Raw genomic sequence first — 13434 nt, forward strand, 5'->3', positions numbered from 1 at the left:
AACCTAGTTGACGCCGCGCTTCAGGAGCTTGCGGGCCTTCCGCCGGGCCTTGCGGTACTTGGCCTCGTCGCGGGCGGCGATCCTCTCCTCCCGCTCCAGCAGCGAACGGTAGGCGTCGGCCACCGCCTCCGGCAGCTCCGGGCCACGCCCCAGTTTCCCGAGGAAGACCCGGGCCATCACGCTGTCGTGGTGGTCGCCGAGGATTTTCTGCTGCCGGTGCGCGGCTTTGGCGAGCTTCGCCGCACGCTTTCCATAGAGGGGCACCACCGATTCCGCCGCGTGCCGCAGGCGCTTGGCGTCCTTGCGCACCTGGTGCAGCGCGGTTTCGTGGGCCGCACCCTCCTCGGCACGCATGGCCGCCCGATGGGAGCGGCGCAGCCGTCGGACAGTCCTTTTCACCCGTTTGGCCGCCACTTTACCGCCGGGTCCCGACGCCGGCGGCCGAACCGGCGGGTTGTCCCGGAAGTCCTCGAGGTCATCCAGCAGCCGGAAGTAGCGGTCGGCCGCGAGCACTTCCAGGGCCCTCCGGTATCCGGCGTCGAACCGGTTGCCCAGTTCGCGCTCCACACTGTCCTGCACGGCTCGGCTTGCCTGGCCCGGCGGAAGTTCGGCCGCGTGGGCGCGCAGCCGTTCGCGCATGACTTCGGCGTCGCGGGGGGAACCGAGGATCCGGCCAAGCCACTGGAGTTCATCACGTAGCCTCCGGACGGCGGCAGCACCGAACAGCGTGCGGTAGACCGCCAGGGTAGACCGCAGGCGGCGGGTGGCCGTGCGCATATTGTGCACGGCGTCCGGTTCCTCCAGCCGCACGCCGGGATCGCACGCGAGGATTTCGCCGATCTGCCCGCCCAGGTACGCGGTCACGACGCCGGACACGGGCTCTTTCTTGTCCCTCGCCTTTTTGTGCGGTTCCGTCGCCTCTTCGTCCGGGATTTCCCGGCGCTGTCCGGACGACTGCGGCCAGGCCTGCCCCAGCGCCCTGCCGAGTTTGGACTTATGCGCTGCGGGCCGGGCACCCGCCGCAGCCAGGATTGGTTCGGCGGACGGGAAGAGCTCCGCCCCGCCGTGGACGAGCTCCAGCTCCCATTCGCGCCACTCCTGGTGCTGTCCCGCCCCGCCCAGAGACTCGGACCCGACCCTGTCATCGGCGAAGTCAGCCAGGTGCACGCCGTCGTCCCCGTACAGCGCATGGGTGGTGCGCTTGGTCGTCAGCCGGGCGGCCGGCGCCAGCTGGGCGCCGCGGAGGTAAACGTACACATACGACAGCAGTTTTTCGGGCACGACGGCGGCCTGGCCGAGGGGCGCATGAATCTCCCGGCGCTGCTGAGGTGCTGACTCCGTTCCTGATTCTGCAGGCAGCTTGACGTGCCAGCCGGCGTCCGCACCGCCCGTCCGGCGCCGGAGGGTGATGCCCCGGGAGGCGAGCGTAAGATCGTCGGTGTCGAAATAGACCGCTTCCAGGACTGCCTCGGAGGGCTCGCCCACCCGTCCGACCCCCGGGATCTCCCGAAGTGCCGGCAGCCCGGCCCCGGGATCGACGTCGTACTTCTTCTCGGTTTCAAGGCCCTCGGGAGTCATGACCGGACAGCATCCTTTCGCATGTGCGGCCCGCAGCGGCCCACTGTGTCGGTGGCCCGAGTCTATTCCCCGGGAACGCAGGGCCGCGAGAGGTTGACCACAAAACCCTAGACATCAAACGTCTAACGTCTAACGTTAAGGAATGGCTTCCATCTCTTCAGCGCCCCCGGCTACCGCCGGCCGACAGCCCAAACCGCGCGCCGCCGTCGTCGTCAGTGTCATTGCCTTGGTGCTGATCGGGCTGAACCTCCGGGCCGGAATCACCGGCGCCTCCGCACTGCTGCACGACCTTCAGCTGGTGCTGGGCTACGGTCCCCTGGTTGCTTCGGTCATCCCCTCCATCCCCACGCTGTGTTTCGCGGTGGCGGGGGCGGCAACGTCGTGGCTTACGGGCCGGCTCGGCGTTGAGAAGTCCATCCTGCTCTCCCTCGGAATGCTGGCCGCGGGGCTGCTGGTGCGGGGCATCCCGTCTACCGGCATGCTGGTGGCCGGCACGGTGCTGGGCATGTCCGGCCTGGCGGTCTGCAATGTCGCCATGCCCTCTTTCATCCGCGAGCATTTTGCCGACCGCACCTCCCTCATGACGGCGCTGTACACCGTGACCATGACCACTGGCGCCACCGTCACGGCCGTGGTCGTGGTGCCACTGGCCCAAGTGCTTGGATCACCGTCTGCGGGAGTCGGCGCAATCGGGATTCTCGGCGTGGCAGCTTTCCTGGGCTTCGTGCCCGTGGCGCTGCATGCGCACCGCAACAGCGTCCGGGGAACCTCCGCCCATGTTTCGCCCTGGCCGCTGCTCCGGACCCGGAAAGGCGTGCTGCTCACGGCGATCTTCACGCTGCAGGCCCTGCTGGCCTACGCACTGCTGAGCTGGTTCCCCTACATGCTGACCACCATGGGACTCAGCGCGGCAGAGAGCGGCCTGATGTTCGGGCTCATGCAGCTGGTGTCGGTTCCGGCCGGCATGGTGCTGATCGCCGTTGGGTCCCGCCCCCGGATGCTGCGCCCCGCCTTTTATCTGGTCAGCGTCACCATGCTCGTCGGGGTGGCCGCGCTCCTGGTACTGCCCGTTTCCCTGGCGGCCGTCCCCGCGGTGCTGCTCGGCTTCGGGCTCGGCATCTTTCCGCTGGTCATGGTGATGATCAGCCGCAGCGGGCGGGACACCGCCGAGACCACAGCCCTGTCCACTCTGGCGCAGTCCACCGGCTATCTTCTGGCCACCGTGGGGCCGTTCGGGATGGGCCTGCTGCACAGCGCGACGGGCGGCTGGACGCTGCCACTGGCGCTGCTGCTGGCCATCGCGCTGGCCCAGATCGTCGTGGTGCACCTCCTCACGGCCAAGACGAAAGGTTAGCCGCCGTGACTCTGAGCACCTCGCACCGCCAGCCGCTGGCAGACGAAATCACGGCCAAACTCCGGGAGATGATCCACTCCGGGGAGTGGCCGCTTCAGCAGCGGATCCCCTCCGAGACCGAACTGATGGCAGGCCTGGGCGTATCCCGCGGGACGTTGCGCGAAGCGGTCAAGGCCCTGGCCCACAGCGGGATGCTTGAGGTCCGCCGCGGCGACGGCACCTATGTCCGCGCCACGAGCGAGATTTCAGGGGCAGCCCGCCGCATGTACCAGGACCACACCCAGGAGCACATCCTCGAGGTCCGGCTGGGGCTGGACACCCAGGCGGCACGCCTCGCGGCCAGGAACGCCACAGCCGACGACGTCGCCGCCATGCGCGCGCTGCTCGCCGAGCGCGATGCGGCCTGGAAGGCAGCCGACTACGCCGGGTGGGCCGGAGCGGACTGGGGCTTCCACGAGCGCGTGGCCCACGCCTCCGGCAACCCGTTGCTGCACGAGCTCTATGTCAGCTTCGGCGAGGTTTTCCACAACGACCTGCTGAAGCAGCAGCGCCGTGGCGGCTTCGACGGCCTGCCGCATGAGGGCCACGGCGAACTCGTGGACGCCATCGAGGCGCACGACGGCGATGCCGCCGTGGCCAGCGTGAACCGGAACCTTAATTCTTGCGCCGAGTGGCTGCGGGATTAACACCGAAGCCCCCGCCCGCGGGCATGACTCCCCCAGATGGGGGGGCTGCGAGGTTTTTCTAGGGTTTTTCCAAGGTTTTTCCAATGCCACGGACTGATGCTCGAACCAGCGGTTTACCCTCCGTCAACACCGGGACGGCCGCGGACACAGTCCTTCAGGCAGTTGGAGGTATTCCGTGGCGTACAGTGCATCGGCCGGCCGCTCCGCGGGCAGGCGCGTGCGGCCGAAATCGCACAAGTCGTCCCGCCGGCTGGTCGGCATCCTCTGCGTGGCTGCCTTCGTGACCTGGTCACTCGCCGTCATGGTGGGAACGTCCGTGACCCTCCAGGGGCCGCTCCACGTCCTAGCCATTGCCGCACACATCCTCGCGATGGTCCTGGCTTTTGGCGCCATCCTGTTGGTGGACTGGCACGGCTTTCTGTGGCTCATCGGCAAACGCGAACTCTCCGAAACCATCCGGCTGGACGACGCCGCCAGCCCGCTGATCTGGGTGGGCATCACCGCCATGCTGTTCACGGGCGCGTTTCTCAGCCCGCACCTGAACAATCCCCTGACGGTGATCAAACTTGCCGCCGTACTGATCCTGATCCTGAACGGCATCATGCTGATCCCCCTCATGCGCCGCCTGCTTGTCATGCCACCCACCACCACGTTCGGGGCGCTGACCCCCGGCCAGCGCTTCCATATGCTCGCCTGCCTGACGATTTCGCAGGTCTGCTGGTGGACGGCCATCGTCATCGGTTTCGTCAACGCCGAGTTCTGAAGCCGGGTTCCAACCCAGCCCACGTAGACACGGCGCCCTGCGGTGGCGGAACTGTTCCCACGCAGGACGGCGGGCGGGCACTTTAGGTGCCCGCCCGCCGTCGTATATTCAGTCAGGTCGTGCGTTCAGGCAAAGAATTGACCGCCGTTACCGAAGGCCCTTGAAAACATTCTTGGGCCGCTGCATCTCACCGTGCTTGGCACCGAGGACGATGACCCATGCCGCGAATGCCGGAATGGTCCACTGCAGCACCTTCAGCTGCTTCTGCGCCGCCTGCAACTTGTCCGACGCTCCGCGCCGGGGCTCGGTGGCGCCTTCCGCCCCCTCGTCCGCCAGTTTTTCGACCTTCTTGCCCAGGATGCCCGCATACAAGGTGACGGCCGCACCCGCCAGCGTGACTGCCGTCTTGTAGATGGTGTCGGCGCCCACGCTGTCCTGCTTGGCGATCCGCTCCCTGTTTTCCCAGGCGATGGCCAGGTCCGCGACAAGGTGCGTGGCAAAGGCGGCGGTTTGAATCGGCGCCCACTTCATCCAGCCAAGGCTGGACAGCCGTGTTCGTTCGGCGGGGTCCTTGGCTTCCGCCGCAGCCCCGTTGAGGCCGATGGCACCCATCAGCGAGCCGCCGAACCATGCGGCCGCCGTCAGATCGTGAACAGAGCGGGCCAGTAGATTTCCTGCCATGATGTGCTTCCTAACGTAGAAATCGGAACCTGAAGTTGGAAAAGATGGCTTTGCCGCCCTCAGGCTCTTCCCGCGGACGGCCGCCGCACCAAAGTCATGGTGCGAGTATGGTAAGCACACTTACTAATGTTACGGAAGCCCGTAATGGCGCCGGCTTTGTGCGTAAAATCAACGCCATGGAAGCAACGGGAACATTGTTCGGCTGGGCCTTCGGCGACTCTGCCCGCGAGGACGACCAAGTCTATGTGGACGGGCTCCGCCATGAAGCGCTGGAAAACGCCCGGCAGGCTGCACGGTCCAAGGGCTTTGACGTGGAGCCCGGCTCGGAGGTCTTCACCATCCTCAGCGCCGGTGACGCCCTGGTGGACATCGACACCGCGCCGGACAACCTTGTGGTGCGCTGCACTGTGAAATTGACGGGTGAGGGAGCCAGCAAGGTCCATGCCGAGGGACCCATGAACGGCTGATACGGGAATGACGGACAGCACAACCCCCATCGGAGAGGCGGCCGACGCCGCAGAGGCCGCGTCGAACACCAAGGCGCTTGACGTCGTCGCGCGTTCAGGGTTTGCCGTCATGGCACTGCTCCACGTCGTCATCGGCGGCATCGCGATCGCGCTGGCCCTCGGCCAGCCAGGGCAGGCCGAAGCCACCGGGGCAATCGAGCAACTGGCCGCCAACGCCTGGGGACCCGCCGTCATGTGGGCAGGAACGGTCGCCTGCATCGGCCTGGCCCTGTGGCAACTCAGCGAGGCGACACTCCGGGCACGCCATCTCCCGCGCAAGGAACGAATCGGCAAGAACATCTCCTCAGGCTTCCTGGCCATCGCCTACGGCAGCGTGGCGTTGAGCTTCGGCGGCTTTGCGTTGGGCCTGCGCGGTGATTCGGGTGAATCAACGAAGGACGTCAGCACGGCGCTCCTCAGTGCCCCGTTTGGCGCTGTGGCGCTCAGCGCGCTGGGCCTCACCGTCATGGGCGTGGGCGTCTACTTCATCGTGAAAGGAGTCCGGCGGGGGTTTAAGGAGGAGCTCTTTCATTTTGACGGCACCCGCCGCGGGAGGGTCATTGATTCCCTGGGCGTCACCGGCCATGTGGCAAAAGGCATCGCACTGAACCTCGCCGGGCTGCTCTTCGTGATCGCCGCCGCCAAGCACACCCCGGAAGAATCCACCGGGCTGGACGGCAGCCTCAAGGCCCTGCGCGAGCACGCCTACGGCCCTTACCTGCTCCTGGCGATCGGCGCCGGCTTCATTTGCTACGGCATTTTTGCCTTGGTCCGGTCACGGTTTGGCAGGATGTGACGAGGTAACCCCTGAGGAGGGCTCGAATGACGCAGACACGCAAACCGGCAGGCCGGGCAAGCGCGCTGGCAGGGCAGGCCTTCGCCGCTGTCTTCAAGGCGATCAAGGCAGTACGCCCTGTCCGTCCGATCCATCCCCACGGCCTCAGCCTTGTCGGCGAGCTGTCGAGGCATGGCGTGGACGAACACGCTGCCGGCGGGCTCCAGGGTGCGCGCAGCGGAATCAGCTGGCTCGACGCTGCAGGCAGTGAACAGGTGCAGGCCCGTTTTTCCCGCTCCGTGGGCCTGCCGGAAGCGCTGCCCGACATTCTTGGCCTCGCCCTCCGCATCGGCGCCGCCTCCGACGGTACTTCTGCCGGCCAGCCGGCAGATATTCTCTTCGCATCGACCGGCTGGGGCTTTCCGGCGCGCTATGCGCTGCTTCCCAAGCTCGACGTCGGTGCCGCCAGATTCACCACGCTGATGCCGTACAAGGGTGCGGAGGGCCCGGTCCTGCTGGGGTTGCGTACGCTTTCACTGCCTCCGGGCGCCACAGGCCGCGCCGAAACCGGCGCAGATTTCAGGGACGCCCTCATCGCGGGCGACTGGGTCCTCGCGCTCTCCTTCGCCAAACCCGCCGGCCGGTGGGTCCACGCGGGGACCCTGCGGCTGCGGGCCGTCCCCGGGCCCGACGACACCACCATCCGCTTCGACCCGCTCGAACACCCGCTGCCGGGAGCCGGGACCTACCCGTGGGCGCGGCGCCTCCGGGAACGTTCCTACCGCACCGCCCGCGGGGCCGCGCCAGGGCAGCCCGACGCCCGGAAAACCGCGGCTGACACAACAACGCAGCAGCACACCCCGCCGCCCCTCGAGAGGAAACCCATGTCAACCGTCACGCAGGTCTTCAACTCCCCGGCACCGGACGTCTGGAAGGTGATCGCCGATGGCTGGCTGTACTCCGGCTGGGTTGTCGGCGCCTCGCGGATCCGCTCCGTCGACGCGCACTGGCCCAAGGTTGGCGCACGCTTGCATCATTCCGTGGGCGCATGGCCCCTGATCATCAACGACTCCACCAAGGTCACGGCCGTTGATCCGGGAAAGTCGCTGGAACTGATGGCCCGCGGCTGGCCCCTGGGCGAGGCCAAGGTGGTCATCACGCTGGAGGACCAGGGGACCCAATGCCGCGTCTCGATTGCCGAAGACGCCGTCAGAGGTCCGGGCCTGGCCGTGCCCAAAGTAGTGCGGGATCCGCTGATCTCGGTGCGGAACCGGGAAACCCTGAAGCGGCTCGAACTCATGGCCGCCGGCGGGGCCGGCCGCTAGCCGGACGTTAAAGCACAATGCGGGGTCACTTTGCGCCCGGTGATCCGAATGGAACGGGCGGTAAGTGACCCCGCGTTGTGTAAAGAGCTAGACGCTGGCGGCGACCCCGTCGCGGGAGATGAACACCATGTCCTCGCGGGGCACAACCTTGATGCGCTCACGCTTGACCTCTACGCCGTGCGATCCGCCGGCCGCCGTGGCCTCGGCGCCCAGGGCGAGCTCGTGCGCGTCCAGTGCCAGCCAGCCTTCCCAGCTGGTGTACTCCACGCCGCGGCTTTCGAGAAGGTCGACGACGGCACTTGCGGCGGGTGCCTCGGCCACCGGCAGGTTTTCGCGGTCTTCCAGCAGGTACGTCACGGTTTCGAGGGCGTCGCCCTTGGTGTGGCCGATGAGGCCCACGGGGCCGCGCTTGATCCAGCCGGTGGCGTAAATGCCCGGAACGTGCTCGCCGGACGCGTCCAGGACGCGGCCGCCGGCGTTCGGGACGACGCCCTTCTTGTGGTCGAACTCGATCTCCGGCAGGGCCGAACCGAAGTAGCCGATTGCGCGGTAGACGGCCTGCACGGGGTAGTCGACGTATTCGCCGGTGCCGCGGGCGTTGCCCGTGCCGTCCAGCTCGGTGCGTTCAAACTTCATGCCGCTGACGCGCCCGGGGTTCGCGGCGTCGTCGTAAATTTCCACCGGGCTGTGCAGGAAGTGCAGGTGCAGGCGGCGGGAGGCCTTGAGCTCGGAGAGGTCCTCGGGCTGCTCGGCGATCCAGTTGGTGAGCGTGCCCACCATGGTCTTGGTCTGGTTGTTGCTCTGGATCTGGCGGTCCGATTCCTCGTCGAACTCGAAGTCCTCCGGGTACAGGATGATGTCCACGTCCTTGGAGTGGGACAGTTCGCGGAGTTCCAGCGGGGTGAACTTGACCTGGGCCGGGCCGCGGCGGCCGAAGACGTGGACGTCCGTGACGGGCGAAGACTTCAGGCCGGCGTAGACGTTGTCCGGGATTTCGGAGACGAGGAGGTCATCAGCGTGCTTTGAGAGGACGCGGGCCACGTCAAGCGCCACGTTGCCGTTGCCGATCACGGCGATTTCCTTGGCGTCCAGCGGCCATTCGCGGGACACGTCCGGGTGGCCGTCGTACCAGGAAACGAAGTCCGCGCCGCCGTAGGACCCCTCAAGCTCGATGCCCGGGATGTTCAGGTCGGCGTCCTTGATGGCACCGGTGGCGAAGATGACGGCATCGTAGTGGGTGCGCAGGTCCTCGATGGAGAGGTCCGTGCCGTAGTCCACGTTGCCGAAGAAGCGGATGTCGCCGCGGTCCAGGACCTTGTGCAGGGCATTGACGATGCCCTTGATGCGCGGGTGGTCCGGGGCCACGCCGTAGCGGATCAGTCCGTAGGGCGCCGGGTAGCGGTCAAAGAGGTCGATGCTCACGGTCAGCTCGCCGCTCTTGACGGCTTCGCTCTTGGTGAGGATGTCCGCAGCGTAGACGCCGGCCGGGCCGGAGCCCACGACGGCGACGCGCAGTGGACGTTCGGCAGAACCTACGGTGGTGCTTGATGACACGGCTGTGTTCCTTTTCTTCTGCATCCGTTGCTCCACAACTGCCCTTCTGAGGCTTGATAACGGCAGTTATGGAGCAATCGACGGGCTTTACGGGGTGAGAACGCGGGTGGTGCGGGGCTTATTGGGGCTGGTGGTGCTGTAGTCAGCGGTCTTGAAGTGCGACGGCGCAAAGGGGCTCACGCGGACAACGTCACCGATCACGATCACGGCAGGATTCGCGACGCCGGTGGCCTCGGCCTGGTCGGCGATGGACCCGAGGGTGCCAATCGTCACGCGCTGGTTCGGCAGGTAGCCGTTTTCCACAATACCAACCGGAGTGTCCTCGGGCAGTCCGGCTTTGCCCAGGGCGGCCGCCGATTCGCGCAGCTGGCCCACGCCCATGAGGAGCACCACGGTATGGTCTGCCCGGGCCGGGACCTCGGACAGTTCCTCGTGGCCGGTGACCACGCTGAAGCCCTTGGCCAGGCCGCGGTGCGTTACCGGAATGCCTGCGGCGGCCGGGACGGAGATCGCGGATGTGACGCCCGAGACCACTTCAACCTCGACGCTGTGCTGCCGGCAGAACTCCGCTTCCTCGCCGCCGCGGCCCAGGACGTAGGGGTCGCCGCCCTTGAGGCGCACGACGCGGTGTCCGGCGAGGGCCTCGTCGACGAGGATGCGGTTAATCTCGGCCTGCGGCACGGGATGGTTGCCGGGCGTCTTGCCCACCTCGATCACGCGCACATCGGGGGCAAGTTCGTTGAGCAGTTCGCGGGGGCCGAGGCGGTCTGCCACCACAACATCGGCCTGGCCCAGTAGCCTGCGGCCGCGGACGGTGATGAGGCCGGTGTCTCCGGGGCCGCCGCCCACGAGGGCCACGGAGCCGGCAGACGCGCGGCGCCGGCGGAGCGGCAGGTCACCGGTTTCCAGTGCCGTGGCGACGGCGTCACGCAGGGCCATCGCGCGGCGCGGGTCTCCGCCGGCATTGACGGCGATCTTGACGTCGTCCACCACGGCGACGGCGGGGGTCCAGGCAGCCGAAGCTTCGTGGTCGGAGGCGTTGACGCACCAGATGCGCTGCGCCTCGGCATCGGCCGAAACCTGCGCGTCCACGGCGGAATCGCCAGTGGCGGTCTGAACAAACCACACGCCGTCGACGTCGGAGGAAGAGTAGGCGCGCGGTACCCAGGTGAGCAGGCCGGCGTCGGCGAGTTCCTGGAGCGCGGCAGAGGCAACCGGGGCCACCACGGTGACCCGTGCACCGGCGTCGAGAAGGCCCCTGGCGCGGCGCGTGGCCACGGGTCCGCCGCCCACCACCAGCACGGGGCGGCCGAGCAGGCGCAGTGCCGTTGGGTAGATGTCCTGAATTGCCATGAATCAACGGTAGGGCCGGGTCACATTCACCAACAACGGCGGCGGAAACACCAGTTCACGTAAGGTAACGCTGCGTCACATAGGGGCGGTCGCTGCGTAGAGCCGCCCAGCCCCGCGCGGGCCGCTACTTCACGGCGATAAGTTCGATCGGCCGGATGTCCGGATCCTTGGCGAGCAGGGCCGGGCCGTGCTGGCCCAGGGCGGCAGGAATGGCCCCGTTGAGGTGGGCCTGCCGGTCCTCCTCGGTGTCAAAAGTGTCGAAAATGCCGAACGTGTTCTCGCTGACCCGGAACGCGTACCAGGTCCTCGTGCCAGGCTCGCCGAGTACTATCTCGCGGCCTCCGTTGAGGAAGTCCCAAACTTCCTGTTCCTTCCCGGGCTTGGCCTCGACCAGTGCCAGCAAGCCAAATTTTGGTGCCACGGCTACCTCCTGAACAGTTGTGGGATCGGGCCGGCTGCCGGCCTTGTCGTGAGTGTAGGCACGCTGCATCGGTGGAACAAGGGTGCATCGGTGGAACAAGGGTGCGACGGTGCCAGGACAATGGACAGCAGAAAGCCCGACGGCGAGTATCGCCGTCGGGCTTTCTTGTTGGGTCAGTGCGGAGGTGCTTAGCGCGTGCTGCCGGCCAGGAGGCCGCGGCGCTGGAGCAGGCGCTTCTCGATGGGCGCGAACACGAGCAGCTCGATCAGGATGCCCACGGCGAGGATCAGCAGGATTGCGGACATCACGATGGTCATGTCGGCGAGGTCGCGGCCCTGGTTCAGCATGGAGCCTAGCCCGAAGCCGATGGTGCCGCCCACCGCGATGATTTCCGCGGCCATGAGCGACCGCCAAGAAAATGCCCAGCCCTGCTTGAGCCCGCTCAGGTAGCCCGGCAATGCGGCCGGCAGGATGATCTGCACAGCCATCTGAAACCGGGACGCACCCAAAACCGTGCCCACGCTGCGGTACTGCGGCGGGATCTGGTCCACGCCGGAGATCAGGCCGTTGATGATGGACGGGATGGCGCCCATGAAAACCACGAAGTACACGGTGGCGTCGGTGAGGCCGAACCAGATGATGGCCGCGGGCACCCACGCCACGGACGGCAGGACCTGAAGCCCGGAGATGAGCGGGCCGAACGCCCTGCGCAGCGGAGCCACCTGGGCCAGCAGCAGGCCGATCGGCGTCGCGATCACCACGCTGATCAGAAAGCCCATGATCCCGCGCTGCAACGAGGTCCATACGGCCTCCTGCAGCGATCCCTCAGCCCACAGCGTGCCGAACTGCTCCAGCACGTCCATCGGTCCGGGCACCTGGTCGCGGCGCTTGAGGCCCAGCGACACGTAGAACTGCCAGATGATGATGAGCACCACAAGGGCGGCCACCGGCAGCAGGATGCGGCTCCAGTCGACACGCGCCTTGCGGATGGCGTCCGACTGCAGCGAGTCGAGCCCGGATTCGAGTTCGCGCAGGTCTGCTGAACCGGTCGAGGAACGGGTCAGGGCCGCATGGATTTTTGTGGAACCGGTGGCTGAGCCTGCCGACACCGGGGCCTCGTCAGGGAGGACCGCCGGCTTCTCTTCTGCCACAGGGGTCGGGTTACTTGGCATGGCGGCGGATCTCCTCTCGCAGCCGGGCGGTGATGACCCCGGTCAGCTGTCCGGCAAGACCGGCGTCGGTACGGTGTTCTTCGGTGACGTTCCATTCCTGCACCACGCGGCCGGGCCGGGAGGACAGCAGGAGCACTCGCTGGCCCAGCCGGACGGCTTCGCGGACGTTGTGCGTCACAAACACGATGGTGCGCCCGGTTTCCTTCCAGATGCGTTCGAGTTCGTCATGGAGCAGGTCGCGGGTGATGGCGTCCAGGGCAGCGAACGGCTCGTCCATGAGCAGCAGCTGGCGGTCCTGCGCGAGCGAACGCGCCAGGGCCACACGCTGGCGCATGCCGCCGGAGAGCTCGTGCGGGCGCTTGTCGCCGGCCTCCGCCAGGTGCACCAGATCCAGCAGCTCATCGGCTTTCGTGCGGCGCTCGGCCTTGCCGACGCCGCGCAGTTTCAGCGCGAGCTCCACGTTCTCCCGGGCGGTGAGCCACGGGAACAGAGCGGCGTCCTGGAACATGAACGCGGCGCCGTCGCTGGGCACCTCAAGAGCGCCCGACGTCGGGACCTCCAGTCCCGCCATGATGTTCAGCAGGGTGGACTTGCCGCAGCCGGACGCACCGAGGAGGGCGACGAACTCGCCCTTGCCGATGGTGGCGTTGACGTCGTCCAGCACCGGGGCGCCTTCGCCGAAGCGCTTGCCCAGGTTTTCCAGTACGACTGGCATGGTCCCGTCCTTTGTTCGTGGTGCGTGGAGCTTGGTGTGCGGTGAAGCGGTTGGGCTAGTCCTGGCCCAGCCCGGCCGCGGATGTCTTGTCGTCGGTCACCGCGTTCAGTGCCCGGAGGTCGAAGATGCCGTTGAGGTCGGCCTGTTTGGTGGTGCCGGCGTCCACGCCGTCCTGCAGCAGCTTGTTGAAGGCTCCGGCCAGCGGGTCAACGGTGAACACGATGTTTTTCAGGGACCGGTCGATGACGTCCTGCGGGAGCGCCTTGCCGGCGTCCTGTTTCAGGGCCGCGTTGACCTTGGCGGCCTTCTCAGCGGCGGGAGTGTCGTTGAGCCACTTGACCGCTTCGGCGTGGCCCTTCAGCAGCCCTTCGACGGTCTGCGGGTGCTCGGCGGCGAACTTCCTGTTCACGATCAGGATGGTGGTGGGGAACTCGCCCGGCTTGCCCGTCAGCGACCCGTCCCACAGGTCCTTCTCATCGACCAGGACCTTCGCGCCGGCCTGGAGCACCAGGCGGGAGGCCCACGGCTCCGGCAGCCACGCGCCGTCGAGC

General features: G+C 67.2%; 14 protein-coding genes. 6 read left to right on the forward strand and 8 right to left on the reverse strand.

What is annotated here, in order from left to right; all coding sequences use genetic code 11:
* Positions 1 to 3: 3 nt before the first annotated feature.
* Positions 4 to 1578 (reverse strand): CYTH and CHAD domain-containing protein, encoded by a 1575-nt coding sequence (locus AC1DDG_RS14150; protein ID WP_476876545.1) that lies wholly within the window; start codon positions 1576 to 1578, stop codon positions 4 to 6.
* Positions 1579 to 1720: 142 nt separating this feature from the next.
* Here AC1DDG_RS14150 and AC1DDG_RS14155 point away from each other — a divergent pair, with 142 nt between their 5' ends.
* The 3 genes from AC1DDG_RS14155 to AC1DDG_RS14165 all read left to right on the forward strand — a co-directional run bounded on the left by AC1DDG_RS14155 (position 1721) and on the right by AC1DDG_RS14165 (position 4381).
* Positions 1721 to 2932, forward strand: a complete 1212-nt coding sequence (locus AC1DDG_RS14155) for an MFS transporter (RefSeq protein ID WP_476876546.1) — start codon at positions 1721 to 1723, stop codon at positions 2930 to 2932.
* 5 nt (positions 2933 to 2937) lie between these two features.
* A complete protein-coding gene (locus tag AC1DDG_RS14160) occupies positions 2938 to 3618 on the forward strand; it encodes a FadR/GntR family transcriptional regulator (RefSeq protein WP_476876547.1) in 681 nt (226 codons plus the stop codon).
* A gap of 175 nt (positions 3619 to 3793) precedes the next feature.
* Positions 3794 to 4381 (forward strand): hypothetical protein, encoded by a 588-nt coding sequence (locus AC1DDG_RS14165; RefSeq protein ID WP_230117450.1) that lies wholly within the window; start codon positions 3794 to 3796, stop codon positions 4379 to 4381.
* A 147-nt stretch (positions 4382 to 4528) separates the two neighbouring features.
* Here the strand turns inward: AC1DDG_RS14165 and AC1DDG_RS14170 are convergent, their stop codons facing one another.
* On the reverse strand, positions 4529 to 5062 hold the full coding sequence (locus AC1DDG_RS14170) for an ABC transporter permease family protein (protein ID WP_230117448.1): 534 nt from the start codon (positions 5060 to 5062) through the stop codon (positions 4529 to 4531).
* Positions 5063 to 5238: 176 nt separating this feature from the next.
* Between AC1DDG_RS14170 and AC1DDG_RS14175 the strand changes: the two genes are divergently transcribed.
* Genes AC1DDG_RS14175 through AC1DDG_RS14185 form a run of 3 tightly spaced genes read left to right on the forward strand, consistent with a single transcriptional unit; the run spans position 5239 to position 7668 of the window.
* The gene (locus AC1DDG_RS14175) at positions 5239 to 5529 is read left to right on the forward strand and encodes a hypothetical protein (RefSeq protein WP_230117447.1); all 291 of its coding nucleotides are present in this window, start codon (positions 5239 to 5241) and stop codon (positions 5527 to 5529) included.
* Between the two features lie 7 nt (positions 5530 to 5536).
* Positions 5537 to 6364, forward strand: coding sequence for a DUF1206 domain-containing protein (locus AC1DDG_RS14180; RefSeq protein WP_476876548.1), 828 nt, complete (start codon positions 5537 to 5539; stop codon positions 6362 to 6364).
* Positions 6365 to 6390: 26 nt separating this feature from the next.
* On the forward strand, positions 6391 to 7668 hold the full coding sequence (locus AC1DDG_RS14185) for an SRPBCC family protein (protein WP_476876549.1): 1278 nt from the start codon (positions 6391 to 6393) through the stop codon (positions 7666 to 7668).
* Positions 7669 to 7755: 87 nt separating this feature from the next.
* Here AC1DDG_RS14185 and AC1DDG_RS14190 read toward each other — a convergent pair whose 3' ends face one another.
* The 6 genes from AC1DDG_RS14190 to AC1DDG_RS14215 all read right to left on the reverse strand — a co-directional run.
* The gene (locus AC1DDG_RS14190) at positions 7756 to 9222 is read right to left on the reverse strand and encodes an FAD-dependent oxidoreductase (protein ID WP_476876550.1); all 1467 of its coding nucleotides are present in this window, start codon (positions 9220 to 9222) and stop codon (positions 7756 to 7758) included.
* Between the two features lie 87 nt (positions 9223 to 9309).
* Entirely contained in the window at positions 9310 to 10575 is a 1266-nt protein-coding gene (gene cobA, locus AC1DDG_RS14195) for a uroporphyrinogen-III C-methyltransferase (RefSeq protein ID WP_476876551.1), read from the reverse strand.
* A gap of 124 nt (positions 10576 to 10699) precedes the next feature.
* Positions 10700 to 10996, reverse strand: a complete 297-nt coding sequence (locus tag AC1DDG_RS14200) for a putative quinol monooxygenase (protein ID WP_476876552.1) — start codon at positions 10994 to 10996, stop codon at positions 10700 to 10702.
* A gap of 188 nt (positions 10997 to 11184) precedes the next feature.
* Complete coding sequence (locus AC1DDG_RS14205; RefSeq protein WP_230117441.1) at positions 11185 to 12168, reverse strand: ABC transporter permease; 984 nt, start codon at positions 12166 to 12168, stop codon at positions 11185 to 11187.
* Complete coding sequence (locus tag AC1DDG_RS14210; protein WP_230117440.1) at positions 12158 to 12883, reverse strand: ABC transporter ATP-binding protein; 726 nt, start codon at positions 12881 to 12883, stop codon at positions 12158 to 12160. Before AC1DDG_RS14210 ends, AC1DDG_RS14205 begins: the two co-directional genes overlap by 11 nt.
* A gap of 55 nt (positions 12884 to 12938) precedes the next feature.
* A partial coding sequence (locus AC1DDG_RS14215) for an ABC transporter substrate-binding protein (RefSeq protein WP_476876553.1) occupies positions 12939 to 13434 on the reverse strand: 496 nt, incomplete at its 5' end.

This window comes from Arthrobacter sp. 10L430, assembly GCF_056395245.1.